This is a genomic window from Bacillus sp. EB V-12 (assembly GCF_056158125.1).
The window spans coordinates 856,130-881,609 of record NZ_JBUXJL010000002.1; the positions used below are offsets into that span (position 1 = coordinate 856,130).

At 35.4% G+C, this 25,480-nt stretch carries 29 protein-coding genes; 27 read left to right on the forward strand and 2 right to left on the reverse strand.

The window, feature by feature from the left end:
• From fliG to ACZDYH_RS11120, 11 genes are all read left to right on the forward strand, one after another.
• Positions 1-1,005 (forward strand): flagellar motor switch protein FliG, encoded by a 1,005-nt coding sequence (gene fliG / locus ACZDYH_RS11070; protein WP_000883356.1) that lies wholly within the window; start codon positions 1-3, stop codon positions 1,003-1,005.
• Complete coding sequence (locus ACZDYH_RS11075; RefSeq protein ID WP_006922670.1) at positions 992-1,681, forward strand: FliH/SctL family protein; 690 nt, start codon at positions 992-994, stop codon at positions 1,679-1,681. The genes fliG and ACZDYH_RS11075 overlap by 14 nt, the downstream gene beginning before the upstream one ends.
• Positions 1,678-2,982, forward strand: coding sequence for a flagellar protein export ATPase FliI (gene fliI / locus ACZDYH_RS11080; protein ID WP_000088693.1), 1,305 nt, complete (start codon positions 1,678-1,680; stop codon positions 2,980-2,982). Before ACZDYH_RS11075 ends, fliI begins: the two co-directional genes overlap by 4 nt.
• 116 nt (positions 2,983-3,098) lie before the next feature.
• A complete protein-coding gene (locus ACZDYH_RS11085; RefSeq protein ID WP_000360855.1) occupies positions 3,099-3,509 on the forward strand; it encodes a hypothetical protein in 411 nt (136 codons plus the stop codon).
• A gap of 10 nt (positions 3,510-3,519) precedes the next feature.
• Entirely contained in the window at positions 3,520-4,629 is a 1,110-nt protein-coding gene (locus tag ACZDYH_RS11090; RefSeq protein WP_006922671.1) for a flagellar hook-length control protein FliK, read from the forward strand.
• 3 nt (positions 4,630-4,632) lie between these two features.
• Positions 4,633-5,211, forward strand: coding sequence for a flagellar hook assembly protein FlgD (locus ACZDYH_RS11095; protein ID WP_434713957.1), 579 nt, complete (start codon positions 4,633-4,635; stop codon positions 5,209-5,211).
• Between the two features lie 16 nt (positions 5,212-5,227).
• Positions 5,228-6,451 (forward strand): flagellar hook protein FlgE, encoded by a 1,224-nt coding sequence (locus ACZDYH_RS11100; RefSeq protein WP_000588320.1) that lies wholly within the window; start codon positions 5,228-5,230, stop codon positions 6,449-6,451.
• Positions 6,452-6,500: 49 nt separating this feature from the next.
• On the forward strand, positions 6,501-6,836 hold the full coding sequence (locus ACZDYH_RS11105; protein WP_000198170.1) for a DUF3964 family protein: 336 nt from the start codon (positions 6,501-6,503) through the stop codon (positions 6,834-6,836).
• 308 nt (positions 6,837-7,144) lie between these two features.
• Entirely contained in the window at positions 7,145-7,630 is a 486-nt protein-coding gene (locus ACZDYH_RS11110; protein ID WP_000068301.1) for a hypothetical protein, read from the forward strand.
• Between the two features lie 123 nt (positions 7,631-7,753).
• Positions 7,754-8,662 (forward strand): chemotaxis protein, encoded by a 909-nt coding sequence (locus ACZDYH_RS11115; RefSeq protein ID WP_000075943.1) that lies wholly within the window; start codon positions 7,754-7,756, stop codon positions 8,660-8,662.
• 739 nt (positions 8,663-9,401) lie between these two features.
• Positions 9,402-10,349: a DNA-binding domain-containing protein gene (locus ACZDYH_RS11120; protein ID WP_006923336.1), complete on the forward strand. Its 948-nt coding sequence runs from the start codon at positions 9,402-9,404 to the stop codon at positions 10,347-10,349.
• A gap of 95 nt (positions 10,350-10,444) precedes the next feature.
• Here the strand turns inward: ACZDYH_RS11120 and ACZDYH_RS11125 are convergent, their stop codons facing one another.
• Together ACZDYH_RS11125 and ACZDYH_RS11130 are read right to left on the reverse strand one after the other, a co-directional pair.
• The gene (locus tag ACZDYH_RS11125) at positions 10,445-11,245 is read right to left on the reverse strand and encodes a flagellin N-terminal helical domain-containing protein (protein WP_006923325.1); all 801 of its coding nucleotides are present in this window, start codon (positions 11,243-11,245) and stop codon (positions 10,445-10,447) included.
• Between the two features lie 251 nt (positions 11,246-11,496).
• Positions 11,497-12,612: a flagellin N-terminal helical domain-containing protein gene (locus ACZDYH_RS11130; RefSeq protein WP_006923323.1), complete on the reverse strand. Its 1,116-nt coding sequence runs from the start codon at positions 12,610-12,612 to the stop codon at positions 11,497-11,499.
• A 257-nt stretch (positions 12,613-12,869) separates the two neighbouring features.
• On the opposite strand from ACZDYH_RS11130, the gene ACZDYH_RS11135 reads away from it, so the two are divergent.
• The 16 genes from ACZDYH_RS11135 to ACZDYH_RS11210 all read left to right on the forward strand — a co-directional run bounded on the left by ACZDYH_RS11135 (position 12,870) and on the right by ACZDYH_RS11210 (position 25,477).
• A complete protein-coding gene (locus tag ACZDYH_RS11135) occupies positions 12,870-13,655 on the forward strand; it encodes a lytic transglycosylase domain-containing protein (protein WP_330939858.1) in 786 nt (261 codons plus the stop codon).
• A gap of 62 nt (positions 13,656-13,717) precedes the next feature.
• Positions 13,718-13,942: a flagellar motor switch protein FliN gene (locus tag ACZDYH_RS11140; protein WP_000775712.1), complete on the forward strand. Its 225-nt coding sequence runs from the start codon at positions 13,718-13,720 to the stop codon at positions 13,940-13,942.
• A 14-nt stretch (positions 13,943-13,956) separates the two neighbouring features.
• Positions 13,957-14,943, forward strand: coding sequence for a flagellar motor switch protein FliM (gene fliM, locus ACZDYH_RS11145; RefSeq protein WP_000012360.1), 987 nt, complete (start codon positions 13,957-13,959; stop codon positions 14,941-14,943).
• Between the two features lie 10 nt (positions 14,944-14,953).
• Positions 14,954-15,313, forward strand: coding sequence for a flagellar motor switch protein FliN (gene fliN, locus ACZDYH_RS11150; protein WP_000680010.1), 360 nt, complete (start codon positions 14,954-14,956; stop codon positions 15,311-15,313).
• A gap of 12 nt (positions 15,314-15,325) precedes the next feature.
• Complete coding sequence (locus ACZDYH_RS11155; RefSeq protein ID WP_000121178.1) at positions 15,326-15,646, forward strand: hypothetical protein; 321 nt, start codon at positions 15,326-15,328, stop codon at positions 15,644-15,646.
• Positions 15,643-16,401: a flagellar type III secretion system pore protein FliP gene (locus tag ACZDYH_RS11160; protein ID WP_001220582.1), complete on the forward strand. Its 759-nt coding sequence runs from the start codon at positions 15,643-15,645 to the stop codon at positions 16,399-16,401. Before ACZDYH_RS11155 ends, ACZDYH_RS11160 begins: the two co-directional genes overlap by 4 nt.
• A 33-nt stretch (positions 16,402-16,434) precedes the next feature.
• Positions 16,435-16,710 (forward strand): flagellar biosynthetic protein FliQ, encoded by a 276-nt coding sequence (locus ACZDYH_RS11165; RefSeq protein ID WP_001098080.1) that lies wholly within the window; start codon positions 16,435-16,437, stop codon positions 16,708-16,710.
• 15 nt (positions 16,711-16,725) lie between these two features.
• Complete coding sequence (locus ACZDYH_RS11170) at positions 16,726-17,487, forward strand: flagellar biosynthetic protein FliR (RefSeq protein ID WP_001055718.1); 762 nt, start codon at positions 16,726-16,728, stop codon at positions 17,485-17,487.
• A 10-nt stretch (positions 17,488-17,497) separates the two neighbouring features.
• A complete protein-coding gene (flhB, locus tag ACZDYH_RS11175) occupies positions 17,498-18,544 on the forward strand; it encodes a flagellar type III secretion system protein FlhB (protein WP_001030111.1) in 1,047 nt (348 codons plus the stop codon).
• Between the two features lie 23 nt (positions 18,545-18,567).
• Positions 18,568-20,634, forward strand: coding sequence for a flagellar biosynthesis protein FlhA (gene flhA / locus ACZDYH_RS11180; RefSeq protein ID WP_000472534.1), 2,067 nt, complete (start codon positions 18,568-18,570; stop codon positions 20,632-20,634).
• Positions 20,635-20,648: 14 nt separating this feature from the next.
• Positions 20,649-21,959 carry a flagellar biosynthesis protein FlhF gene (gene flhF / locus ACZDYH_RS11185; RefSeq protein WP_016122232.1) on the forward strand — a complete coding sequence of 437 codons (1,311 nt, stop codon included), beginning with the start codon at positions 20,649-20,651 and terminating at the stop codon, positions 21,957-21,959.
• 42 nt (positions 21,960-22,001) lie between these two features.
• Positions 22,002-22,775, forward strand: coding sequence for a flagellar basal-body rod protein FlgG (locus ACZDYH_RS11190; protein WP_001013934.1), 774 nt, complete (start codon positions 22,002-22,004; stop codon positions 22,773-22,775).
• 117 nt (positions 22,776-22,892) lie between these two features.
• Positions 22,893-23,603 carry an alanyl-tRNA editing protein gene (locus ACZDYH_RS11195; protein WP_000205381.1) on the forward strand — a complete coding sequence of 237 codons (711 nt, stop codon included), beginning with the start codon at positions 22,893-22,895 and terminating at the stop codon, positions 23,601-23,603.
• A gap of 17 nt (positions 23,604-23,620) precedes the next feature.
• Positions 23,621-24,457 carry a TrmB family transcriptional regulator gene (locus ACZDYH_RS11200; RefSeq protein ID WP_000343353.1) on the forward strand — a complete coding sequence of 279 codons (837 nt, stop codon included), beginning with the start codon at positions 23,621-23,623 and terminating at the stop codon, positions 24,455-24,457.
• Positions 24,450-25,175, forward strand: a complete 726-nt coding sequence (locus tag ACZDYH_RS11205; protein WP_000030489.1) for an AzlC family ABC transporter permease — start codon at positions 24,450-24,452, stop codon at positions 25,173-25,175. The genes ACZDYH_RS11200 and ACZDYH_RS11205 overlap by 8 nt, the downstream gene beginning before the upstream one ends.
• Positions 25,166-25,477, forward strand: a complete 312-nt coding sequence (locus ACZDYH_RS11210) for an AzlD domain-containing protein (RefSeq protein ID WP_000425946.1) — start codon at positions 25,166-25,168, stop codon at positions 25,475-25,477. Before ACZDYH_RS11205 ends, ACZDYH_RS11210 begins: the two co-directional genes overlap by 10 nt.
• Positions 25,478-25,480: the final 3 nt, after the last annotated feature.

Sequence of the window (25,480 nt, forward strand, 5' to 3'; positions counted from 1 at the left end):
ATGTTAGATGAAATCTCCTCCAAAGAAAAAGCTGCCATCCTCATTCGTACATTAGACGAAGGGGTGGCAGCAAAAGTCATTGAATATATGACAGCTGAGGAAAAAGAAGTATTACTTCGTGAAATTGCGAAGTTTCGTGTATATAAACCAGAAACGTTAGAGAATGTACTAGGAGAGTTCTTATATGAACTAAATGTAAAAGAATTGAACTTAGTCACTCCAGATAAAGAGTATATTCGTCGTATATTTAAAAACATGCCAGAAGACGAACTGGAAAAATTATTGGAAGACCTTTGGTATAACAAAGATAATCCATTTGAATTCTTAAATTCACTTACAGATTTAGAACCACTTCTTACAGTGCTTAATGATGAGTCACCACAAACAATTGCAATTATCGCTTCTTATATTAAACCGCAACTTGCGTCTCAATTAATTGAGAGATTGCCAGATCATAAGCGAGTAGAAACGGTAATGGGTATTGCGAAACTAGAACAAGTTGATGGTGAATTAATTAATCAAATTGGTGAGTTGTTAAAAACGAAATTAAATAATATGGCATTTAGTGCAATTAATAAAACTGATGGCTTGAAAACAATCGTAAATATTTTAAATAATGTTTCACGAGGTGTTGAAAAAACAGTCTTTCAAAAACTGGATGAAGTCGATTATGAGTTATCTGAGAAAATTAAAGAAAATATGTTTGTCTTTGAAGACTTACTTGGTCTTGAAGATCTTGCGCTTCGCCGTGTATTAGAAGAAATTACAGATAACGGTGTTCTTGCGAAAGCACTTAAAATTGCAAAAGAAGAAATTAAAGAGAAATTATTTACATGTATGTCTTCAAACCGTAAAGAGATGATTCTAGAAGAATTAGATGGCTTAGGACCGCTTAAGATGACGGATGCTGAAAAAGCGCAGCAAACGATCACTGGTACAGTGAAAAAGCTAGAGAAAGAAGGAAGAATTATCGTTCAAAGAGGTGAAGAGGATGTCCTTATTTAAAAACAGAATTCCGAAGAATTCTGTTTCTTTTTCTGAAGAAACGTATGAATTACAATTTCCAAGACCAGCTTCAGTTCAAATAGAAGAGGAAGAATTACAAGCTGATCATGCAGAACTTCGCGCCCAGCAAGAATCGTTACATATGGAAATGAATCAGCTAAGGCAAGAGAAGCAAATGCTAGAACGAGAGCGGCAGCAGTTATTACAAGATAAAGAACAATTTCAAATGCATATTCATGAGCAAATGGAACAGATGGAAGCAGCGCGTGTGCAATTTCAAAAAGAACAACAAGAAACAGCGTATGAATGGACAGAGTTATTATGGGATCAATCTTTTCATCTAGCAGAAAAAATCGTGAATCAAGCGGTAGATTCACGATTGCTTGATGTGTTACCTATTTTAACTGGCATCGTGCAAACACTGCCAACTTCGTTTGAAAAATTAATCATTACAGTACATCCAGAAACGTTTGAACGTATTCAAGAAGAGAAGGAGAATTCGAAAGAATATTGGTTACTACAATTAGTAGAATGGAAATATGATTTCTCCCTGCAGTTTGGTGAATTTGTTCTGGAAGAAGAGAAAGAGTTCTTTGAATTTAAATTTGCACCTATATTTGCGAAACTTCGTCAGAAATGGGAAGAAGAGAAGTTATTTGAGGAGCAAAATGTATGAGCCGCCTGTTAATGAATGAAAACGAAAAATGGAATAAGTTCATTGAAACACCGCTGTATACGAAAGTAGGCAAAGTTCATAGTGTACAAGAACAGTTTTTCGTAGCAAAAGGGCCGAAAGCGAAGATCGGAGATGTTTGCTTCGTTGGAGAACATAACGTCTTATGTGAAGTGATTGCCATTGAAAAAGAAAATAATATGCTACTTCCATTTGAACAGACAGAAAAAGTATGTTATGGAGATTCAGTGACATTAGTTTCAGAAGATGTTGTTGTACCACGTGGTAATCACTTGCTCGGAAAAGTGTTAAGTGCAAATGGTGAAGTGTTAAATGAGGAAGCTGAAAACATTCCATTACAGAAAATAAAACTAGATGCACCACCTATACATGCATTTGAACGTGAAGAGATTACCGATGTATTTGAAACAGGAATAAAATCAATTGATTCTATGCTAACAATTGGTATCGGTCAAAAGATTGGTATTTTTGCTGGGTCAGGTGTTGGTAAATCAACTTTACTTGGAATGATAGCAAAAAATGCAAAAGCTGATATAAATGTTATTAGTTTAGTAGGAGAACGTGGCCGGGAAGTAAAAGACTTTATTCGAAAAGAGTTAGGCGAGGAAGGTATGCGAAAAAGCGTCGTTGTTGTAGCGACGTCAGATGAAAGTCATCTTATGCAACTTCGTGCAGCGAAACTTGCAACGTCTATTGCTGAATACTTCCGTGATCAAGGCAATAACGTATTACTTATGATGGACTCTGTTACTCGTTTTGCCGATGCACGAAGAAGTGTTGATATTGCTGTTAAAGAGTTACCGATTGGTGGTAAAACACTGTTAATGGAAAGTTATATGAAGAAGTTGTTAGAGCGTTCCGGAAAAACACAAAAGGGATCTATAACAGGTATTTATACGGTGCTTGTTGATGGGGACGATTTAAATGGTCCTGTACCAGATTTAGCACGTGGTATTTTAGATGGACATATCGTATTAAAGCGTGAGCTTGCAACGCTTAGTCATTATCCTGCAATTTCAGTATTAGATTCAGTAAGTAGGATTATGGAAGAAATTGTTTCGCCACATCATTGGCAACTTGCAAATGAAATGAGAAAGATTTTATCAATTTATAAAGAAAATGAATTGTATTTTAAGCTAGGAACGATTCAAGAAAATGAAGAAAATGCTTATATTTTTGAATGTAAAAATAAAGTAGAAGGCATAAATACATTTTTAAAGCAAGGTCGATCGGATAGTTTCCAATTTGATGATATCGTTGAAGCGATACAGCATATAGTATAAGGCCTCTGCATAAGAGGTCTTATTTTTTTGTTTTTTAATATTTCACAGATTTTTTTGGGAAAAAACTATATAATAGAAAAAGAGAACGTTATAATAGAAAGGGGTTATGAAAACAGGTGGATAAACAGCAGTACGACACAATAAAATTGCAAATAAATCAAGAAAAAGAACATATTTTAAAAGAAGTGTATGAATTAACAGCTGAAAAAAGAAAAATAGAACAAAAAAAAGAATATGATTTATATGTTGTGAAATCGCGTAGTAAAGTCGTACAAACTGGGCAACGTATTATGGCTGGTATGCTTTCTTCACATACGTTTTCACCTGAAAGAATAGAAGAATGGAATCGAAAAATTAAAAAAACGGAAGGTTTTATTCAAAAAAATGAAAGCCTTTTAGAGCAAGTAAAAGAAAAAGAACGTGTCATTGATGAGATGTATCAAGAAGATTGCAAAAAGCTTGCGAAAGCACAAGAAAAGCTGGAAGAAAAAATGCTTCTGGATTTGAAAATGTGTATGAATGGATGAGGTGAATGTAGTGATACAGTCTGTATTACCGGTGCAACAAAGTTTACCTCCGCAAAAAGAAAAAGGGCTAGAAGTACAATCAAAAAATGAAGATTCTTCATTCGATCGTACGATGAGAATGGAAAATAAAAAACAGCCGCAAACGGAGAAAACGAAACGAGAAGAAGCACCAAAAGAAGAGAGAAAAGATTATATTCTTTCTAAAAAATCGGTAACGGAAGAAGAACCTATTGTAAAGAAAGAAGAAAAAAAAGAGACAGAACAGTTGTTATTAGCTGTATCTGAGCAAATGGTTGCAATTGAGCAATTACATGTGCAGCCGGAATTGTTATATCAATACATACAAAAAATACAAGAGCTATATAAAGAATATGGCAATATTAAACTTAATGAATTACCTGCAGCTGAATTACAACAATTACAAGAACTTCTTTCAAATATGAATATCAAAAATGCTATATGTTTAGAAGATACAATGCAAATGGTATTAGAAAAAATGAAGATGCCAGAGCAAGCGATGCAAGCATTGAAGGCTGTAGAAACAGAAACTTGTAATATTGCAAAGGAACAAGAAGAGTTTAAAGACGTAGATCTTCCGAAACTTGAGAGCGATGATACAAAGGTAGAGTTGCCTGAGGTTGATGCATTAAACGATTCGAGCTCTGCAGGTGCAGAATTATTAAATAAAACGACGAGTACCGAACAAGTAGGGAAATCAAATAGTGGTGCTGAGAAAGTTTCATTACCTGACTTAGGAAAGAAAATGGAAGCGCAAGTAGAAGCGTTGCAAAAATTTGTAGTGAAACAAGAACGTGTTTTATTCCAGTTAAATCCAGAAAAACTTGGTACATTAACAGTGTTTATGAAAAAACACGGAGATCAAATTGACGTTCACGTAGAAATGGAAAAACACGATGCGAAAAAACGTGTTGAAATCATTTTTGATGAATTGAGATTAAAGTTAAAAGAAAAAGAAATCAATATTCAAATTAGCTATTCAGATAAAGATGAAAATCGCAAAGAACAGCGAGAACAAGACCAAAGGCAAAAACAGAAATTAGCAAATACAAATCATGAAAAACAACAATCAACAGAATTTGCGGGATTATTGGAGGAATAAAGCGTGCCAACAGTTGGATTAAATACAACGAGTACAAATCATATTCCGTTACAAGCAGGAGTGCAAAAAAGTAATGTACCTGTTAATGGTGTACAATCGCCAGTGCAACAAAGTAATGGAGTTTCAGCAGGAGCGCAAAAGACTCCTGGGGTAATGGGGAAAGATGATTTCTTAAAATTGTTTTTATCAAGTTTCCAACATCAAGATCCATTTAATGCGATGGATATGAATCAAATGATGAATCAGACAGCGCAGTTATCTCTTATGGAACAAGTACAGAATATGACGAAAGCAGTAGATAAGCTGCAATCAACGATGTATTCAACAGCACTTGATGGTGGAATGAAGTTTTTAGGGAAATACGTAAGAGGTGTTGACGGTGACGGAAACAAAGTAACCGGTCAAGTAGAAACGGTTCGTCTTGCGGAAAATAACGATGTACAGCTCGTTATTAATAATAAAGTTGTCTCTCTTCGTTTCGTTGAGAGAGTGTCTGATAAACCGATTGGGGAAACGAATCCAGAAGACGCAAAGAAAGACGATCAAAAAGTAACTGAAGAAGTAAAAACTACAAATTCATAAGGAGTGTCCATACGTTATGATTAAAGCGTTATATACAAGTATTACAGGGATGAATGCAACACAAAATGCATTAAGTGTAACTTCAAATAATATTGCCAATGCACAAACAGTAGGTTATAAAAAACAAAAAGCAATGTTTGATGATTTACTATATAACAATTCGATTGGTGCAAAAGGTGACGGTAAATACGCCGGAACAAATCCGAAAAGTATTGGTAACGGTGTGAAAATGAGTGGTACGGTTACGGATTATAGTGATGGTACAATTACGTTAACAGGTGGTAAAACACAAGCGGCAATGGAAGGTAATGGTTTCTTCGTTGTGGGTGATTCAAAAGGCGGAAATATGGAATTTACTCGTAAAGGTACGTTTGGGATATCTTCAGATTACTATATTACGAATACTGAAGGTCAATACGTATTTGCATACCCTGCAAATGAGGCAACTGGTGAAGTTGATTTATCTGGAATTCCAGGACCGTTGCAAATTCCAATGGGAACAGCAATTGGTGGTATTCGAACATCGAAAGGGACAATTAAAGGGAATATTCCAACTGGTGAAAAACAAATTACACAAGATTTACCTGTATATGATAATGCGGGGAATACATGGACAATGCGTGTAGAGTTTAAACAAACGAGTGAACATAACTATACATATAAAGTACAAATGCGTAATGACTCGAAAAAAGAAACAGAGTTTAAGGATGTTCCAGGTGCAGGTGGTAATATGACATTTGATGCTGTCGGAAATCCAAATCCGAAAGAGCAAGGAGCCAATATTCCATTTGATGGCGGTTCTATAAAATTAGACTTAAGCCATTTAACAAATCATCCAACAGATAAAACATTATCAGTAACAGACGTAGATGGTAGAGCAGCAGCGACGGTTAAAGATTGCTTCATTGCTGACGGTGGATACGTAATGGTAAAATATTCTGATGGAAGTATGAAATCTGCAGGTCAATTAGCTGTTGCAATGTTCCCGAACGAAGGCGGACTAATGAAAACAGGTAATGGTAACTATACAGCAACGAATACAACAGGTATTTTAGCTCTTGGTGCATCTGGTCAAAACGGTGCAGGTAAAGTACGTGGTGGTGCACAAGAAGGTGCAAACGTAGATTTATCTGTAGAATTCGTTGACTTAATGTTATACCAACGCGGATTCCAAGGAAATGCGAAAGTAATTAAAGTTTCAGATGAAGTATTAAATGAAGTTGTAAACTTAATTCGATAATATATCGTAAGGAAAAAATGTAATGGAGTAGAAAGGGTTTTTTATTCGTATGACAAGACAAGAGCGAATTTTACAATTGCCTTTTTTCGAAAATAAACGTGAACTTGCCGAGCAAGTATTAAAAATAGAACGAGAAGAGCATGTATATTTACCAGATCAATTTGAAATTAAGCAAGTGCCTCCGTATTCATTTGGCGAAAAACAAGCAATCATTGGCCGTATCCATGAGTTTTATTTCATAAGTGTTGGTAGCGATACTGTTTGGAAGTATCAACTGTTTAAGGATGAGATGAAGTGTCGTGAGTTTTTTGTTATGTTGCCAAATATTACGGATCAGCAGATAGCGTTTTGGTTTAATAACATAGAGTTATTGAAAAGTTCTTAAAAAGATCTAAAAAGCTCTTTTTAGGGTTGATGAGAGGACCTAGCGTTGTTTTTGAGCGGTTAGTGCCTAATAGGGCCTCGACTGGTGTGTAAGGACAAAGGTATGGAGAGTTACTAGGGTAGTATAAAAAGAGGTAAGCAAAGTTTAGTGTGGATAAACAGTTATGGTCCAGAAGAGCTCCTAGTTGTAAGAATAGAGCTATGAAGGCGTACTGAGATAGTTGGAGATGAGATAATCATTTTATAGTAGGACAGTGCCTTCTGGATAGAATGTGACGATAGATTTTTATAAAAGGAGAGGTGAGGAGGATGGCGCAAAATAAGTATCGCGTTACATTCATTTCGCCGAGTGAGGTTGAGCAGCGGACTGTAATGGCGGCGAATAGTTTGCCAGATTTAATTCGTAAAGTAGAAAGTATTATCGCAGATCCAAACGGTTATTTTGTGAATGATAAAAAAAATAATTGTTATTTTAAAGTGATTAAAGAAAATGTTACGTTTATTCAATATGAGTTACTATTTTCGGATAAGGAAATTCATATTGAAAAATTAAAACATATAGCACCGGTAGTATTAAAGCGATTATTCGAAAAAATAAATGACCCGGAATTATATGCACTCGCGCTACTTGATGTTGATATAGCAACGAAAGAATATGTGCTAGCAGAAATGAATTCTGAACTGAGAATAAGAGTAGAGACAGAGCTTTCGAAAAAATGGGAAGCAATGCCGACGGAAATTGTAGGTGCACAAGAAGTTTTATTAGAGGCACTTGCTTCGTTTATACAAGATTAATTGTTTTTTAATAAAATGAATCGTTCGACTATCTATATTTTTTATATAGGTAGTTGACTTTTTCTCTTTTATAAAGCTTAATAATTAGATATACGGAATTAATGGAAGGGGAGCGACACCTTTATGTCACAAGCACAAAGTATTTTATTAGAAAGCGGAACAAATGAATTAGAGATTGTTACGTACACTGTTGGTGAAAACCTATTTAGTATTAATGTAATGAAAGTACGTGAAATCATTAATCCATTCCCTGTTACAACTGTGCCAGAATCTCATCATGCAGTTGAAGGTGTTGTTCAAGTACGTGGTGAAATTTTACCTGTTATTAACTTGGCAATGGCTCTTAATTTAAAGTCAACAAAGCCACTTGATCAAACGAAATTTATCATCTCAGAATTAAACCAAATGAAAGTTATTTTCCGCGTTGATGAAGTGCATCGTATTCAACGTATTTCGTGGGAACAAATTGATGAACCAGCTTCATTATCTATGGGACTAGAAGAAACGACATCTGGTATTGTAAAACTAGATGGAAAAATCATCTTACTATTAGATTATGAAAAAATTGTATGTGAAATTAGCGGCACTGGTTATGACAATAAATCAATTGCAGGATTAGAACAAAAAACAGATCGAGCTGAAAAAGTAATTTACATTGCAGAAGATTCAGCGATGCTTCGCCAAATATTAGAAGAAACATTATCATCAGCTGGATATACAAAAATGAACTTCTTCAGCAATGGTGCAGAAGCGTTAGCGCAAATTGAAAAATTAGCGAAAGAGCAAGGCGAAAAAATGTTTGAGCATATTCACTTGCTAATTACGGATATTGAAATGCCAAAAATGGATGGACATCATTTAACGAAAGTGGTTAAGGATAGTGAAGTAATGAATCGTTTACCAGTCATTATTTTCTCTTCATTAATTACAAATGAATTATTCCATAAAGGTGAAGCTGTAGGAGCAAATGCTCAAGTAAGTAAGCCAGATATTCAAGAGCTAATTGGTTTAGTTGATAAGTTAGTGCTTTAAAAGCTTCTATTTAGCCGGAATAGAAGCTCTAGCTAAGTGTTGAGCGGTCAGTGCTTAATAGAGCCCTATGCGATGTTGAGACCAGAGATATGGAGTGGTTATAGGTAAGTAGAAGAGCTGGCGTATAACATTTTTCTATTTAGTAGGAATAGAGGAACTACTTATGTAAGGAAGTTTTCAGTGCTTAATAGAGTCTCATGCGATGTGAGTTCAGAGGTATGAAGTAGTTTTAGGTAAGAAGAAGTGAGACTTTGATTGAGGATTTGAAGACTGGTTTTATAACTCTATTCTGTTAGAGAGAGGAAGGAATTAGCCAATGCTACATATGGCTAATTCCTTTTTAGTATTCTATACTTTAAGCTGGTAGAAAAATGAAAGGTTTCTTGGGTGTTTGTCGCTGTATGTGTGAATAATCTTTATTTAGAGATTTTTAATTTAAAAATATAAGTGAACGTATTTTTTTGATTACTTTAGTAACATTTCGTGGTAACGCAAAGTTTTTCGGTGAAAAAACATTCAAAATACCATATAATATAATTAAATGTAATTAATATGCAATTTTACATATTAATAAAAAACATTTTCCAAATTTTTATACTTTCTATACATTTTTGTATGTTTATTATTTGACAGATAATTTCGAACTGTTATAATATGGATATGTAAAAATTGCTATTTTCTTAAAAGACATGGGAGTCAGATGAGAATTGTGAAAGGATGAGGGGGAGTGGCACAGATTATGTATCACCACACAGCAATTAATGTATTAGGTCTTTTACAAAACATGTCAAATAATAAAATGAACGATATGCAACTAGAGGTGGAATTAAAAAAAATAGAAAAAGAATTCCAAGTAAAGTATGAAGAGTTAGTTGATTTACATAATAGAATGGTATTATTTCAAATAGATATAGAAAAAAATGGCGGGATGCGTGCATATGAAAAATCAACAATTACATGGCTGAAGTCTGAACTAGAGCTACTGTATGAAGTGTATCAATTTTGTCAACGTCACGGTTTAAACATTTTAAATATTTCAAAATACGTAAGTAAAAATGAACTAAATCTTTTTCCTAAAACAGAAAGTCAATTGCAAAATACGTATTATAAATTGAAAAAACGTGAAATACCATTTGAAAATATTGAAAAACAAAAACCGGGACGAAAGCGAAAATATATACCAGTAAAAGAGACAATCGTTGCAAGAAAACAAGAAAACGAGTACGAATTAAAAGAAGAAATCCAGCATAAAGAGGATGAAAAAAATCTTGTAACAGTTATATCTGGTATCGTTGATAACTTTGAAACAATTAATCAATGTAGTGAAAGGAAAGAAGACGAACTACATCAGTTTATGGAAGGTATTTATAAGCTTTCTAGCATGGCAGCAGGGCGTTCTAGAGAAGCAAAGAATACACGTAGTCTAGAAGGCGAATTGCAGTCGTTACAACTAGAAAATGAAAGGCTAAAACGAGAGAAAGAAGAGCTTGTACAAGATATTAAAGGTATGACGCAGCTTTTAATTCATTTCATTACAAGTTCTGATATCGATCAAATTCGTAAATTACCAACTTTCGTACAAGATTGTAAAATGGAATTACATAAACTCGGGCTATATAATGCACAAGACGGAAAAATGAAAATAATGGTTGACCGTAGCGGACAAGTTATGACGGTAACACAGTAATAAAATTTGGGTACAAAACAAAAGGGAGATACATAGTTTATATGTATTTCCCTTTTGTTTTGTATGGAATCGTTCCAAAAATGGAAGATTAATTTTTATGATTGTAGTAGTTTAAAGACCATTTGCGGAATTTGGTTTGCTTGTGAAACCATACTAAGTGCAACTTCAGTCAATAATTTGAACTTTAAAAAATCACTCATCTCCTGCGCCATGTCTGCATCTTCAATTCGAGATGCAGCATCTGTTAACGCCATACTTTGGCTATTTAAATTTTCAATATTAAACTGTAAACGATTTATCATTGCACCAAGGTCGGCACGATGAAATGACACACTTTGCAAAGCCTCTTCGATTTTACGAATTGCCGTTCTTGCTTCTTGTTCCGTTGAAATCTTGATGTCATGTTGTGTAGGGGAAGGGGGAATATGTTTCGTCATATTTATTGTATGACCGATATCGTCTAATGTAACAGGGCGGTTTTGACCGTCAAATACGGATAAATCATTAAACTCAGTCGTTTCGCCAATATAGCCAATTTGTTCTGTTAAAGATTGAAACTCTTTATTTAGTGAATGACGGTTTTTATTTGAATTTGTACCGTTTGAGGATTGAACGGCTAAATCACGCATACGCTGCAAAATATTTATCACAGTTTGAAGTGCAGCTTCTGCCGTGCGAAGCATCGATATCGCATCCTCATTATTACGAATCGCCACGCGCATACCACTTGCTCTCGCATGCATTCGAGTCACAATTGCAACATTAGCGGGATTATCAGAAGCATGGTTTAACTTCTTACCAGTCGCCAAATGCTCCATTGACACATTCATACGTTTCTCATTCTCATACAACGACTGCCTAGCATTTATACTCAAAACATTTGTACCAATACGCATAATAGACACTCCTTATAGATTGATATAGTCAGTGTTCTAAAGCTAATAAACGGTTATGAAGAGAAAAAGAGACTTATGCTCACTTTATCTTTTTGTTTTCATACACGGAACGAGAATAAAATAGGCCCTGACCGCTACTAAATATGGCTAGAGCTTCTCTTTAAGCTAAAAAATCTTTCAATCTATCTATATAGAAAAAATAAACCTCTCCGCAAGCAGAGAGGTTTATTCGGGAAACTAACTCAAATGGCTTATTGTAATAATTTAGAAACCATTTGTGGAGTTTGGTTTGCTTGAGAAAGCATGCTGATACCAGCTTCGTTCAAGATTTTGAACTTAGTCATTTCAGACATTTCTTTCGCCATGTCAGCGTCTTCGATTTGAGAAGCAGAAGCTGCCATAGAGTTTTCTTGGCTCTTAAGGTTTGTTACGTTAAAGTCAAGGCGGTTTAATGTAGCACCTAAAGTAGCACGGCTAGAAGCAATTTTTTCAATTGCTTGATCAATCTTTTCAACAGCTGAAGATGGATCGAATGCTGCTCCTGTAGGTTTCGTTAGTTTTGCAAATTCTTTATTAATGTTTTCTGCAGCAGCTTTAAGAGCAGCTTCATTAGCTGTTGCATCAGCAATTGGATTAGCTAATGCTTTATCATAAGCTTTGAAAACATCATTCATTTTCTCTACGTCTGCTGCTGAGTAACCTGATTTGACTTTATCAAAAGCATTTTTTGCATCTTTAACGTCTTGAGCTTGTACTGCTCCATCTGTAGCAGGTTTTTCTAGTCGTTTCATAGAATTATCAAGAGTTTCAAGATCATTTTTGTTAACTGTGTTTGCACCAATTGCTAAATCTTTAATATCTAAGTTTTTAAGTGATGCAGAATCAAGTGAAATTGTAATTTGTTTAGTTTTATCATGTGAGTCAAGAGTTTGGATATTAATTGTATTATTAGATCCATCTAATAATTTTTTGTCGTTAAATTCAGTGTTGTCCGCAATGTATTGAATTTGTTCTTTTAATTGATCAAATTCTTTTTGCATTGCAGCTTGGTTTTTATCAGTATTAGTACCACTTGCAGATTGGTTTGCAAGGTCACGCATACGAAGTAAGATGTTTGACACAGAGTTTAAAGCTGAGTCAGCTGTACGAATTAAAGACATACCGTCTTCTGTATTACGGGCTGCAACGTTTAAGCCACCTTCACGTGAACGCATACGAGTTGCGATTGCAAGACCTGCTGCATCGTCAGAAGCGTTGTTGATACGTTTACCGCTTGATAAACGGTCCATAGAATTGCTCATTTTTGCTTGGTTTTGGCGCATGTACTCTTGAGTACGCATGCTGTTAATGTTTGTATTAATTCTCATGTTAAGAAACCCCCATTTTTTTATATTGACTTTTCTGCAAATTGAAAAACGGTAATATGCGAAAAAATCAATTTCGAGATTTATTGTAATCCTTGCCACAACGGGTGTCAACTAAAAATTCGAATTAATAAATATAAAAAAATAACAGTTTAACAATATATTCATTTTTTTATTACATAATTATTAAAAGGATTATTGCAAACTTTAAAAAAAAACTCTAATATTAGATTATCTTTGTTTACCGAAAAGGTGATATTATGATAGTTGGAAATATAGTAAAAGAAGTGCTTGCATATAAGAAAGGGCAAATTCAGCAAAAGCTAAGTAGTCCACAAGCATTCGTTAGTAGTCGTTTTCAAGAGAAGTTGCAGAGTGAACCTGCGAAGGAGACGAAAGAAACTACGCAGCCGGCAAAAGTAGAAGATATGAGTCAGCCGGTACAATCTACGAAAATAGAAGCGGTTGTTAATAAACCGGCAGAAACTATTAATAAAGTAGAGGAAGCGAGTAAGCCTGAAGAAAAGGCTGAAACGAAGAAAGTAGATGAAGTGCAAGTTGCGCAAAAAGAGTTTGAACGACGTTTCCCAGAAACGAAAAATGAGGCCGCTGATACGTGGGAATTAACGAAGAAGTATAATATTCAAAAAATACGTTCTTCCAATGAAGGGAAGTATGAGGATATTATTGATCGAGTAAGTCGTACATATGGAATTCCGAAAACGTTAATTCAAAAAATGATTGAAGTAGAGTCTAATTTTAATCCGAAAACGGTGTCACATGCCGGTGCGATGGGTCTTATGCAGCTTATGCCAGCGAATGTGAAGGAGATGGGTGTGAAGAATCCCTTTTCACCAGCTGAAAGTATTGAAGGTGGCGTGAAAGAGTTAAGCGGTTATTTAAAGAAAAATAACGGCGACTTAGTATTGGCGCTTGCTTCTTATAATGCTGGTCCTGGTAATGTGAGAAAGTACGGAGGCGTACCGCCATTTAAAGAAACGCAAGGATATATTAAAAAAATATTAAATATCGACGTTTCAAAATAAGAAGTTTCATATATAGAGAGAACATGAAATTTTCGTGAACATGATATGGGAGTTGGCTAGATTTGAAATTACAAGATGATATTCCGTTAACAATTTATTTTGAAATCGGAAATACGAAAAAGAAAATTGAAGATCTGCTTCATATTACGAAAGGTACATTGTATCGTCTTGAAAATTCAACGAAAAATACGGTGCGTCTTATGCTTGAGAATGAAGAGATTGGAACCGGAAAGATTTTGACGAAGAATGGAAAGATGTACGTTGAAATCGTTGAATTGAAAAGGTAGGGAAGGGGATTGTCATGAGTGGCGAAAAATTAAGCCAAGAGCAAATTGATGCCCTGCTGAAGGCGGTAAATGAAGGCGAGGAAATGCCAGCTTTCGCACAAGAAGCAGGAAAGCAAGAGAAATTTCAAGAGTATGATTTTAATAGACCAGAGAAGTTCGGTGTTGAGCATTTACGTAGTTTGCAAGCGATTGCTTCTACGTTTGGAAAGCAGACGTCACAGACGTTATCAGCGCGTATGCGTATTCCGATTGAACTAGAACCTTCAACAGTTGAGCAAGTTCCATTTACGAGTGAGTATGTGGAGAAGATGCCGAAAGATTATTATTTATATTGCGTAATTGATCTCGGTTTACCAGAGCTTGGAGAAATTGTTATTGAGATTGATTTAGCATTCGTTATTTATATTCATGAATGTTGGCTTGGCGGAGATAGTAAACGTAACTTTACGATGCGTAGACCGTTAACAGCGTTTGAGTTTTTAACGCTTGATAATATATTCTTGCTTCTTTGTAAAAATTTAGAGCAATCATTTGAAAGTGTTGTTGCGATTGAACCGAAATTTGTAACGACAGAAACAGATCCGAATGCACTAAAGATTACGACAGCGAGCGATATTATTTCATTACTTAACGTAAATATGAAAACAGATTTTTGGAATACGACGGTGCGTATCGGAATTCCATTCTTATCTGTTGAAGAAATTATGGATAAGTTAACGTCTGAAAATATTGTCGAACATTCTTCAGATAAACGTAAAAAGTATACGTCTGAAGTGGAAGTGAAAGTAAATCAAGTGTACAAACCTGTTCACGTTGCAATTGGTGAGCAGAAAATGACAATGAGTGAGATTGAACAAATTGAAGAAGGCGATATTATTCCGCTTCATACGAAAGTTTCGGATGAATTACTTGGTTATGTAGATGGAAAGCATAAATTTAATTGTTTTATTGGAAAAGATGGAACGCGTAAGGCGCTCCTATTTAAAAGTTTTGTAGAGTAGGAGGATCCATATGAAGCATGAAGTATCTCCCGTGTCATTAATGGGATTAGAAGATTTTGCAGGAAAGCGAAATGAAGCAGGTAAGGCACATATTGATACTGTTTCAGATATTTCGATTGAACTCGGTGTAAAGCTTGGAAAGTCATCTATTACACTTGGTGATGTAAAGCAGTTAAAAGTTGGCGATGTTCTGGAAGTAGAGAAAAACTTAGGACATAAAGTAGATGTGTATTTAAGTAATATGAAAGTCGGCATCGGTGAAGCAATCGTAATGGACGAGAAATTCGGTATTATCATTTCTGAAATTGAAGCTGATAAGAAACAAGCGGCGCTTATGAAAGCCCAAAGTCAAATGCAAGATAAAGAGTAGAGGAGGAGTCATATGTCGTATATGACGACCTTATTTCAAGTCGTTTTACTGTTTGGTGCGCTCGGTTACGGTGCATATTATATGACGAAAAAGACGCGCAAACAGCAGTTTTTTAAGCAGGGTGAAAATGGCCATATTCAAGTAAAAGACGGCGTGTATTTAAATCATCAAACGAGTGCCTTTTTATTTGAAGTGGACGGAAAGCAAGTGTTCACTGTTATTAGTAATAACGGTGTGCAGTCTGTGCAATTAACCGGAACAGGAAATCAGTTTCAACAAGCACTAGAAGACGCGGTGAAGACTGAAACGAAAAAAGTAGAGGATCCATCATGAGAATAAAGAAACAGTTATCATTATTAGCCGTTATTTTCGTATTTTCTATCGTTTTTTCAATTATTTTTGTAAATCCAGCGTATGCGGCCCCGAACGGTTTTATTAATTTCGAAAATGGAAAAGAGTTTACGAGTAATTCAAGTGTACAACTATTTGCGCTCGTTACCCTTTTATCATTATCTTCTTCTATCGTTCTATTATTTACACATTTTACTTATTTTATGATCGTTCTTGGGATTACACGTCAAGGACTTGGGGTAATGAATTTACCACCAAACCAAGTGCTTGTTGGACTTGCATTATTTTTATCACTCTTTACGATGCAGCCTGTACTCGGGCAACTGAAGAGCGATGTGTGGGATCCGATGACGAAAGAGAAAATAACAGTAAGCCAAGCTGCGGAAACGACAGCTCCTATTATGAAAGAATATATGTCAAAGCATACGTATAAGCATGATTTGAAAATGATGCTGAAAGTACGCGGAGAAGAGTTGCCGAAAGATTTGAAAGATCTTTCCTTATTTACACTTGTACCATCCTTTACGCTAACGCAAATTCAAAAAGGTTTACTAACAGGGATGTTCATTTATTTAGCGTTTGTATTTATAGATTTGATTATTAGTACACTTTTAATGTACCTCGGGATGATGATGGTACCGCCGATGATTTTAAGTTTACCGTTTAAAATACTCGTTTTCGTATATTTAGGTGGATATACAAAAATTGTCGATATTATGTTTAAGACGGTCGCCTGAAGCGTTTGATGCTATGTGATAGGAGTCATATAAATGAATACGTCACCAATTATAGATATTTTCCAAACCTTTTTTTATAAAGGGGTTATGATTTTAATGCCGATTGCCGTTGTAAGTCTGATTGTCGTTATTATTATCGCGGTTATTATGGCAATGATGCAAATTCAAGAGCAAACGCTGACGTTTTTACCGAAAATGGCGAGTATTGTGCTCGTTATTATCATTTTAGGTCCGTGGATGTTCCAAGAGTTAACGATGCTTATTTTAGATTTATTTGATAAAATCCCATCGCTATTGCGTTCGTACTAAGATAGGTGAACTGAAATGAATATGGAATTATGGGCGGCAACGTTTTTTGCGTTTTGTCGCATTACTTCATTTTTATATTTTTTACCGTTTTTCTCAGGCCGATCCATTCCAGCAATGGCGAAGGTTACTGTTGGACTTGCTCTTTCAATTACAGTGGCTGATCAAGTGGATGTCTCTCACATCAAGACAGTTTGGGACGTTGCAGCTTATGCAGGAACGCAAATTGTAATTGGATTATCACTTTCAAAAATTGTAGAAATGCTGTGGAACATTCCGAAAATGGCCGGGCATATTTTAGACTTTGATATCGGTTTATCACAAGCAAGTTTGTTTGATGTAAATGCGGGCTCACAGTCTACTTTACTATCAACCATTTTTGATATATTTTTTCTCATTATTTTTATTTCACTTGGCGGCATTAATTATTTCGTTGCCACGATTTTAAAGTCGTTTCAATATACAGAGGCGATTTCAAAATTGCTGACGACTAGTTTCTTAGATAGTCTACTCGCAACGCTATTATTTGCGATCACATCAGCGGTTGAAATTGCTCTTCCACTTATGGGAAGTTTATTCATCATTAACTTTGTTCTAATTTTAATTGCAAAAAACGCTCCGCAATTAAACGTTTTTATGAATGCATACGTAATTAAAATTACATGTGGTATTTTGTTTATTGCGATGAGTGTACCGATGCTCGGTTATGTGTTTAAAAATATGACGGATGTATTACTTGAAGAATATACGAAACTATTTAACTTTTTCTTAACGAAGTAGGGGGACGCGCATGGCAAAGGATAATAAAACAGAAAAGGCCACCCCGCAGAAGCGTAAAAAATCGCGTGAAGAAGGGAATATTGCCCGGAGTAAAGATTTAAATAATTTATTTTCCATTCTCGTATTAGCAGTTGTCGTTTATTTCTTCGGAGATTGGCTAGGGTATGAGATTGCAAATTCCGTAGCGGTGCTGTTTGATCAAATTGGAAAAAATACAGATTCAACCGAGTATTTTTATTTAATGGGGATTTTATTACTGAAAGTATCGGCTCCGATATTAATACTCGTATACGCTTTTCATTTATTCAATTATATGATTCAAGTCGGCTTCCTATTTTCTTCTAAAGTCATTAAACCGAAAGCGTCACGTATTAATCCGAAAAACTATTTTACGAGACTGTTTAGTCGTAAAAGTTTAGTAGATATTTTGAAATCACTATTTTATATGGGATTAATCGGTTACGTCGCTTACGTTCTCTTTAAAAAGAATTTAGAGAAAATTGTCAGTATGATTGGATTTAACTGGACTGCATCACTTACTGAAATTATTAGGGAAATTAAATTTATTTTCTTAGCAATTTTAATTATTTTAATCGTTCTTTCTATTATTGATTTCATTTATCAAAAATGGGAGTACGAGCAAGATATTAAGATGAAAAAAGAAGAAGTGAAACAAGAGCATAAAGATAATGAAGGGGACCCGCAAGTTAAAGGGAAACGAAAAAACTTTATGCATGCAATCTTGCAAGGAACAATTGCGAAGAAGATGGATGGCGCAACGTTTATTGTAAACAACCCGACTCATATTTCGGTCGTACTTCGTTACAATAAACACGTTGATGCAGCACCAATTGTCGTTGCAAAAGGGGAAGATGAGCTCGCATTATATATACGAACGCTTGCCCGTGAACAAGAAATACCAATGGTGGAAAACCGTCCGCTTGCTCGTTCTTTATATTATCAAGTCGAGGAAGATGAGACGATTCCAGAAGATTTATATGTAGCTGTAATTGAAGTTATGCGCTATTTAATTCAGACGAATGAACTTGAAGTATAATAGCGCGTTTGGAGGAGATCTCTTTGTTTAAGATAGATTCTGCAAGAACCTATTTTTCTATCTTTTTAGCAGCGTCATTCGTAGTGGCGCTCTTAATTCCACTTCCACCATTTATACTTGATATCATTATCGTTTTTCTACTAAGTATGTCAGTGCTTATTTATATGCGAGCGACAAGTATTAACGAGTGGGATGAATTAAAGTCATTTCCAACGATGTTGTTATTAATCGGGATTTTCCGCGTATCGATTAACGTTTCGACGACGCGAGCGATTTTGACAGATGGAAATGCAGGTCATGTTATTGAAGAGTTCGGCCAGTTCGTAATTGGCGGAAACTTATTAATTGGTATCGTTATTTTTACAGTATTAATCATATTCCAGTTTATCGTTGCAAACGGTGCGTCTCGTACAGCTGAAGTTGCAGCTCGTTTTACACTTGATTCTTTACCAGGGAAACAAATGTCTATCGATGCTGATTTAAACCAGCGTATTATTTCAGAAAAAGATGCACAAGCAAAACGAAAAAAATTAAATATGGAAACAGAGTTTTACGGGGCGATGGATGGTGCCGGAAAGTTCATTAAAGGGGACGTTATTTTCGGGATTGTCATTTTATTCGTAAACATTATTTTCGGTTTAATTGTCGGAATGATGCAGCAAGGGATGAGCTTTGCAGATGCGGCTCTTCATTATACACAGTTAACTGTCGGTGACGGAATCGTAAACCAAATTGGATCGCTAATGCTTGCAATTTCAACAGGTATTATCGTAACGCGTGTATTTGACGGCTCACCGGATACAGTAACAGAAGGTATCTTTAAAGAGTTATTAGCGCATGAAGTCGTTGTATATGCGCTCGGTGGTTTATTTATCGCAATGGGTATTTTTACTCCGCTACCATTTCTACCATTCGCACTCGTTGGCGGAACAATTATCTTCTTAGGAATTCGTAATAAAAATCGAATAAAGAAAGAAAAAGAAGACGAGCTTCAAAAAGAAATAGAAATGATTCAAGGCGAAGATGAGCAACTGCAACAAGTGGAAGATTCATTTGGAGTATTTACGGATAAATATCCAATTATAGTAGAACTCGGTTTAGATTTAGCAGCACTTGTAAAGCAGAAAATTAACGGGGAAACAGCGCGTGATAAAGTTGTTCTTATGAGGAAGTCAATTATTACTGACCTTGGTATTAACGTTCCTGGAATTAACTTTAAAGATAATACGAGTTTTAGACCACGCGGACGTTACATTATTCGAATTAAAGGTGCGAAGGCGGCTGAAGGTGTTTTAAAATCAGGTTATTTATTAGCACTGAAAACACCGAACGTAATGGCTGATTTAGATGCAGAGCCAGCGAAAGATCCAATTTTCGGTGAAGATGGATATTGGATTTTAGAGCATATGGTGCAAGATGCACAAATGAAAGGCTATCAAGTGTTAGAGCCACTTAGCATATTAATTACACATTTAGATGTTGTCGTTAGACGTAATCTTCACGAATTAATTCAGCGTCAACATGTAAAAGACTTAATTAACTCGCTTGAAAATGATAATGGCGTTCTATTAGAAGAGATTAAGAAGAAAGAAATTGATTTATCACTCGTTCAAAATGTTATTAAACAACTTCTAAAAGAAGGTATTTCTATTCGTGATTTACCAACAATTATTGAAGGTATTATTGACGGCAAAGAAATTTATCAAAACCACGTGGATGGTGTAACATCATTTGTTCGTGAATGTATTTCAAAAGTTATTTGTGAAAATGCGAAAAATCCAGATGGAAAAATATATGCAGCGCTTTTCTCTGATTCAATTGAGTTAGATGCGGATGTTGTGAATAATTCATATCAAGGTTACTTATTAAACTGGGATTTAGATTTAGAAACACGTGTCGTTGAGCAAGTGCAGCGCGTCTTTAAACAAGCACGTTTAATGGGAAGAGAACCAGTGTTATTAACACGTAGAAAAGATTTTAGATTTGCGATTGTAAGACTGCTAGAACGTTATCAAGTGGAAGCACAAGTACTTTGTATTAGCGAATTAGCACCAGAAATTGTTGTGGATCAAATTGCCTATATTGAATAGTAGGGGGTGAAGTAATGGAAAGTACAGAAAAGAAAGAAGCGTTAATGCGAATAAAAGCAGCTTCGAAAAATGAATTGTATCGAAAGTTATTTGACCAATATGGTACAGATTATTATTACGTTGTCGATGAAAGTGTAAAACGAAATATACCGTTTTTTTGGAAAAAGGATTATGAAATGTTAGTTGCTTTTCCAGAAGAAAAACAGGAAGAAGTGAATGAAGGTACAGCTCAATTTCATGAACAGTTAATGGATGTTGTGAATGATCCTTCAGAACAAATTGTGAAGGCGAATGGAATTCAATCAGTACTGCACAATTTAGAAAACGTAACGACTCCTATGTCATACGCGGCGATGCAAACAGGAAATAGTGAAGAATGGGCAAGAAAAAAAGAGAAACTATTAAAGCTGTTTGAAAAAGGAATTGTCGTGGTGAAACCGATGAAAGAAACGGAAGTAACGAAAAAGAAAAAAGTTGTGAAACAAGTCGTTCCACTAAAGAAAGAAGAAGTGGTTACAAAGAAAGAAAACCAAGAATCTGTACCGTTTATTATTCAAAAAGTAATTCGGATGCTAGAACAAAACGATGTGGAACAATATTTCATTCATGCATATGCTGAAAAGTTAAAAATAAAGTTTGAAAATGCAACGATGATTACGGAAGAAGAAGTTATCAGGTACATATTGGAAGATATGAAATCTCATTTCAATACGGAAAACGTCTTTGAAAAAGAAGTACAAACAATTGCATTAATCGGTCCAACTGGCGTTGGTAAAACGACGACACTGGCGAAAATGGCATGGCAATTTCACGGTAAGAACAAAACAGTTGGTTTTATAACGACCGATCATTCGCGCATAGGGACAGTGCAGCAATTGCAAGATAACGTAAAGACAATTGGATCTGAAGTAATTGCTGTGCGTGATGAAGCTGCAATGACAAGAGCGCTTACGTATTTTAAAGAAGAAGCACGCGTCGATTATATTTTAATTGATACAGCTGGAAAAAATTATCGTACGTCAGAAACAGTAGAAGAAATGATTGAAACGATGGGACAAGTAGAACCAGATTATATTTGTTTAACGTTATCAGCTTCAATGAAAAGTAAAGATATGATCGAAATCATTACAAACTTTAAAGATATTCATATAGATGGTATTGTGTTTACGAAATTTGATGAAACAGCAAGTAGTGGCGAATTGTTGAAAATTCCAGCAGTATCATCAGCTCCTATTGTATTAATGACAGATGGCCAAGACATAAAGAAAAATATACATATCGCTACAGCTGAACATTTAGCAAAACAAATGTTACAAACATCGTAGAAAAGAGGTGAAGAATAAGGCGCTTGCCTTATTCAAACGAATATGAACGGTCTTTATATAGGTTCTATGGGCATGATGAATTACATGCAGCGCATTAATGTTCATTCGAATAACGTTGCAAATGCTCAAACGACAGGATTTAAAGCAGAAAATATGACGTCTAAAGTATTTGATGTACAAGACACATATCGCCGCGGAGATGGGGCGGTAACAAATATCGGTTCGGTCGATTACGCTGTAGTACCAGCTGCAACGCATGTGAATTTAGTACAAGGAAATATACAAATGACAAATAGCGCTACAGATTTCTTTTTAGATGACGGCGCGGCCGGCACAACATCATTTTTTGTTACTTCTAAAAATGATGAAACGTTTTTAACGAGAGATGGTAGCTTCACATTAAATAGTGATCGATATTTACAAACATCTTCAGGTGCTTTCGTAATGGGAGAGAATAATGAGCGTATTCGTATTCCAGAAGGAGCAAAGGTTGCTGTACAAGCAGACGGTACATTATATGATGAAGTAACACAAAATAATATTGCTCGTTTGCAAACAAAAACAGTAGATGCAGAAACGAATGCACGTCTCGTACAACGTGAAAATAAAAGCTTTACACTAGCAGAAGGAAACATTGCTAATTTACCGAACGGAACAGGAATAGTAAAAAATCATATGCTAGAAAATTCAAATGTAGATATGACGAAAGAGATGGCAGATCTTATGACAGATCAAAAGATGATTCAAGCATCACAGCGCGTTATGACGTCATTTGATAAAATTTATGAAAAAGAAGCGAATGAAATATTAAGATAGTGGACTCCTAATAAAGGAGTCTTTTATTAATTTTAAATTTCAGAATTATCAATTGACTTTACAGAGCTTCTTTTTTATATTAGTAGGTATAACTATAACTACTAAAGAGGTGAGAGTATGACAACGGCATTATATTTAGAAGATGCATACAAAACGAGTTGTGAAACAGAAGTGATAAAAGTAGAAGGGAATAAAGTATTTGTGAAAGAAACAGTTTTTTATCCAACTGGTGGAGGGCAGGAATGTGATACGGGTGTCATTGTACAAGATGGGTCTGTATTTGAGGTTGAAAAAGTAAAGAAGGAGCAGGGAGAAATAGTTCACTATATAAAAGATGAAGCTCAAGTAAAATTAGGTCCAGTTAAATTAGAGATGAATTGGGAAAGACGTCATAATTTAATGCGTCATCACTCTTTACTGCATCTTATCGGAGCTGTTGTTTATGAAAAGTATGGAGCTCTATGCACCGGAAATCAAATTTATCCTGATAAAGCACGTATCGATTTTAATGAGTTACAAGAGTTATCGAGCGTGGAAGTAGAAGAAATTGTTGAGGAAGTGAATAAACTTATTAAGCAAAATAAAGAAATTTCCACTCGTTATATGAGCCGCGAAGAAGCAGAAAATGCTGTAGGAATGATTAAAACAGCAATAAATCTCCTGCCAACTACCATCCAAGAAATCCGCATTGTTACAATTGAAAATTTAGACGAACAAGCTTGTGGAGGCACACATGTGAAAAATACGAGTGAAATAGGAACACTTGTTATTGATAAAGTAAAAAGTAAAGGGAAGCAAAATCGTCGTTTTGAAGTAAGGGCGATTTAGATTGTGAGGGGTTACCGATGGATGAAATTATAAAGGAGTTACAAAAGTTAGGATTTTCCCAGTATGAATGTAAAGCGTATATTGGATTGTTAAAACATTCGCCAGTAACGGGCTATGAAGTGAGTAAACAAACAGGAGTACCTCGTTCTATGATTTACGAGGTACTCGGTAAGTTAATGGATAAAGGAGCGGTGCATATTGTACCCTCTGAACCAGTTAAATATGTACCAGTACCAGCTACCGAATTAATGAATCGAATGCGAAAAGACTTTGAAAAGTCCTTTGAATTTTTAGATGAGAAATTAAATTGTTTAGAACAAGAGCGACAAATAGATGTAATTTCGCATATTCGTTCAAATGATCGTGTTTTAAAAGAGATATGCAATATAATTAATAGGGCAAAGGAAGAGTTATGGATTTCTGTATGGGAAGATCAAGTGCATGAAATTGAGCCATACATTCATCAAAAGGAAGAGGAAGGCGTACATATATTTTCAATCTTATTTGGAGCCCCAGAAACAAAAATAGGAGCGACGTTTCACCATAATTATATGACGCCCCACGTTGTTGAAAAGAGAATGGGTGGTCATTTAACTGTTATTGCTCGTGATGGAGAGGAGGTATTAATTGCGAACTTTTCAAATGATAGCACTTCATGGGCCGTTACAACGTATGACCCAGCGCTAGTTCTCGTTGCTACAGAGTATGTGCGGCACGATATTATGGTTGAAGAAATCACAAAGGAATTTGGAGCTGATAAGTTAGATACGTTATGGCGTGAAAATATAGATTTAGTTCATGTCGTAACAGGAAAACGAACTTTAGAAGGAATGGAGAATGATAGAGATGAGTAAAGCTCAGGCACATGTAGCTTTGCAGAGTGACGATACATTTCAGCAAGGAGTAAAAGATTGTTTACCAACTGTATTTGGTTATTTGAGCATCGGTATAGCAGCTGGTGTAATTGCAAAAACAGCAGGTTTTTCTATCATTGAAATTGCATTTATGTCGACTTTAATTTATGCAGGTTCTGCCCAATTTATATTAGCTGGTATGTATGCAGCCGGTGCTCCTGCTTCCGCAATTATTTTTACTGTGTTTTTTGTTAATTTACGCCATTTATTAATGAGTGCTGCCCTCGCACCGTACTTTACGAAACTACCTCTATTAAAAAACGTCATTATTGGTTCGCAAATTACAGATGAAACGTTCGGCGTCGCAGTGCAGCATGCAGCGCAAAAAGGATATTTAGGCGAAAGATGGATGATTGGGCTAAATGTAACGGCTTATTTAAACTGGATTCTTGCTACCATTATTGGTGGTCTGTTTGGTGAGTGGATACCAGATCCACATACATACGGGATGGATTATGCATTACCAGCGATGTTTATCGGATTATTTGTACTTCAACTCATAAGTAGTAAACCAAAGCTAGCAATTCATTTAAGTGTTGCAATTGTAGCAATTATTATCGCATACGTTTCACACCTATTTATGCCAGATAGTATAGCGGTTATTATCGCAACCTTACTAGCTGCGACGATTGGAGTGGTGATTGAAAAATGGAAATGAGATTAGATGTATTATTACTTTTACTAGCAGCAGGAGCTGTTACACTCGTGCCACGTATTTTACCTCTACTCGTATTTAGCAAACTACAAATTCCAGACTGGGGTTTAAAATGGTTAAATTACATACCAATTGCAATATTAGCAGCACTTTTAGCACAAGTATTATTTATGCATGAGACGGTGCAATGGGATTACCTGATCGCAGCAATTCCAACATTTCTTGTAGCCATATATACTCGTAGTTTATTAGGTACAGTATTAACAGGAGTGGTTGTGATTATTTTGTTACGTTTCTTTTTCTAAAAA

What these genes read in the sequence shown, in the direction of transcription:
- ACZDYH_RS11105 (WP_000198170.1), top strand. Translation starts at nt 6,501, where the DNA reads ATGACAAGACAAGAGCGAATTTTACAATTGCCTTTTTTCGAAAATAAA.
- ACZDYH_RS11205 (WP_000030489.1), top strand. Translation starts at nt 24,450, where the DNA reads ATGAGTAAAGCTCAGGCACATGTAGCTTTGCAGAGTGACGATACATTT.
- ACZDYH_RS11130 (WP_006923323.1), bottom strand. Translation starts at nt 12,612, where the DNA reads ATGAGAATTAATACAAACATTAACAGCATGCGTACTCAAGAGTACATG.
- ACZDYH_RS11200 (WP_000343353.1), top strand. Translation starts at nt 23,621, where the DNA reads ATGGATGAAATTATAAAGGAGTTACAAAAGTTAGGATTTTCCCAGTAT.
- ACZDYH_RS11100 (WP_000588320.1), top strand. Translation starts at nt 5,228, where the DNA reads ATGATTAAAGCGTTATATACAAGTATTACAGGGATGAATGCAACACAA.
- fliG (WP_000883356.1), top strand. Translation starts at nt 1, where the DNA reads ATGTTAGATGAAATCTCCTCCAAAGAAAAAGCTGCCATCCTCATTCGT.
- ACZDYH_RS11155 (WP_000121178.1), top strand. Translation starts at nt 15,326, where the DNA reads ATGTCGTATATGACGACCTTATTTCAAGTCGTTTTACTGTTTGGTGCG.
- ACZDYH_RS11210 (WP_000425946.1), top strand. Translation starts at nt 25,166, where the DNA reads ATGGAAATGAGATTAGATGTATTATTACTTTTACTAGCAGCAGGAGCT.
- fliM (WP_000012360.1), top strand. Translation starts at nt 13,957, where the DNA reads ATGAGTGGCGAAAAATTAAGCCAAGAGCAAATTGATGCCCTGCTGAAG.
- ACZDYH_RS11190 (WP_001013934.1), top strand. Translation starts at nt 22,002, where the DNA reads ATGAACGGTCTTTATATAGGTTCTATGGGCATGATGAATTACATGCAG.
- fliI (WP_000088693.1), top strand. Translation starts at nt 1,678, where the DNA reads ATGAGCCGCCTGTTAATGAATGAAAACGAAAAATGGAATAAGTTCATT.
- flhB (WP_001030111.1), top strand. Translation starts at nt 17,498, where the DNA reads ATGGCAAAGGATAATAAAACAGAAAAGGCCACCCCGCAGAAGCGTAAA.
- ACZDYH_RS11110 (WP_000068301.1), top strand. Translation starts at nt 7,145, where the DNA reads ATGGCGCAAAATAAGTATCGCGTTACATTCATTTCGCCGAGTGAGGTT.
- fliN (WP_000680010.1), top strand. Translation starts at nt 14,954, where the DNA reads ATGAAGCATGAAGTATCTCCCGTGTCATTAATGGGATTAGAAGATTTT.
- ACZDYH_RS11135 (WP_330939858.1), top strand. Translation starts at nt 12,870, where the DNA reads ATGATAGTTGGAAATATAGTAAAAGAAGTGCTTGCATATAAGAAAGGG.
- ACZDYH_RS11120 (WP_006923336.1), top strand. Translation starts at nt 9,402, where the DNA reads ATGTATCACCACACAGCAATTAATGTATTAGGTCTTTTACAAAACATG.
- ACZDYH_RS11160 (WP_001220582.1), top strand. Translation starts at nt 15,643, where the DNA reads ATGAGAATAAAGAAACAGTTATCATTATTAGCCGTTATTTTCGTATTT.
- ACZDYH_RS11170 (WP_001055718.1), top strand. Translation starts at nt 16,726, where the DNA reads ATGAATATGGAATTATGGGCGGCAACGTTTTTTGCGTTTTGTCGCATT.
- ACZDYH_RS11125 (WP_006923325.1), bottom strand. Translation starts at nt 11,245, where the DNA reads ATGCGTATTGGTACAAATGTTTTGAGTATAAATGCTAGGCAGTCGTTG.
- flhF (WP_016122232.1), top strand. Translation starts at nt 20,649, where the DNA reads ATGGAAAGTACAGAAAAGAAAGAAGCGTTAATGCGAATAAAAGCAGCT.
- ACZDYH_RS11115 (WP_000075943.1), top strand. Translation starts at nt 7,754, where the DNA reads ATGTCACAAGCACAAAGTATTTTATTAGAAAGCGGAACAAATGAATTA.
- ACZDYH_RS11195 (WP_000205381.1), top strand. Translation starts at nt 22,893, where the DNA reads ATGACAACGGCATTATATTTAGAAGATGCATACAAAACGAGTTGTGAA.
- ACZDYH_RS11075 (WP_006922670.1), top strand. Translation starts at nt 992, where the DNA reads ATGTCCTTATTTAAAAACAGAATTCCGAAGAATTCTGTTTCTTTTTCT.
- ACZDYH_RS11165 (WP_001098080.1), top strand. Translation starts at nt 16,435, where the DNA reads ATGAATACGTCACCAATTATAGATATTTTCCAAACCTTTTTTTATAAA.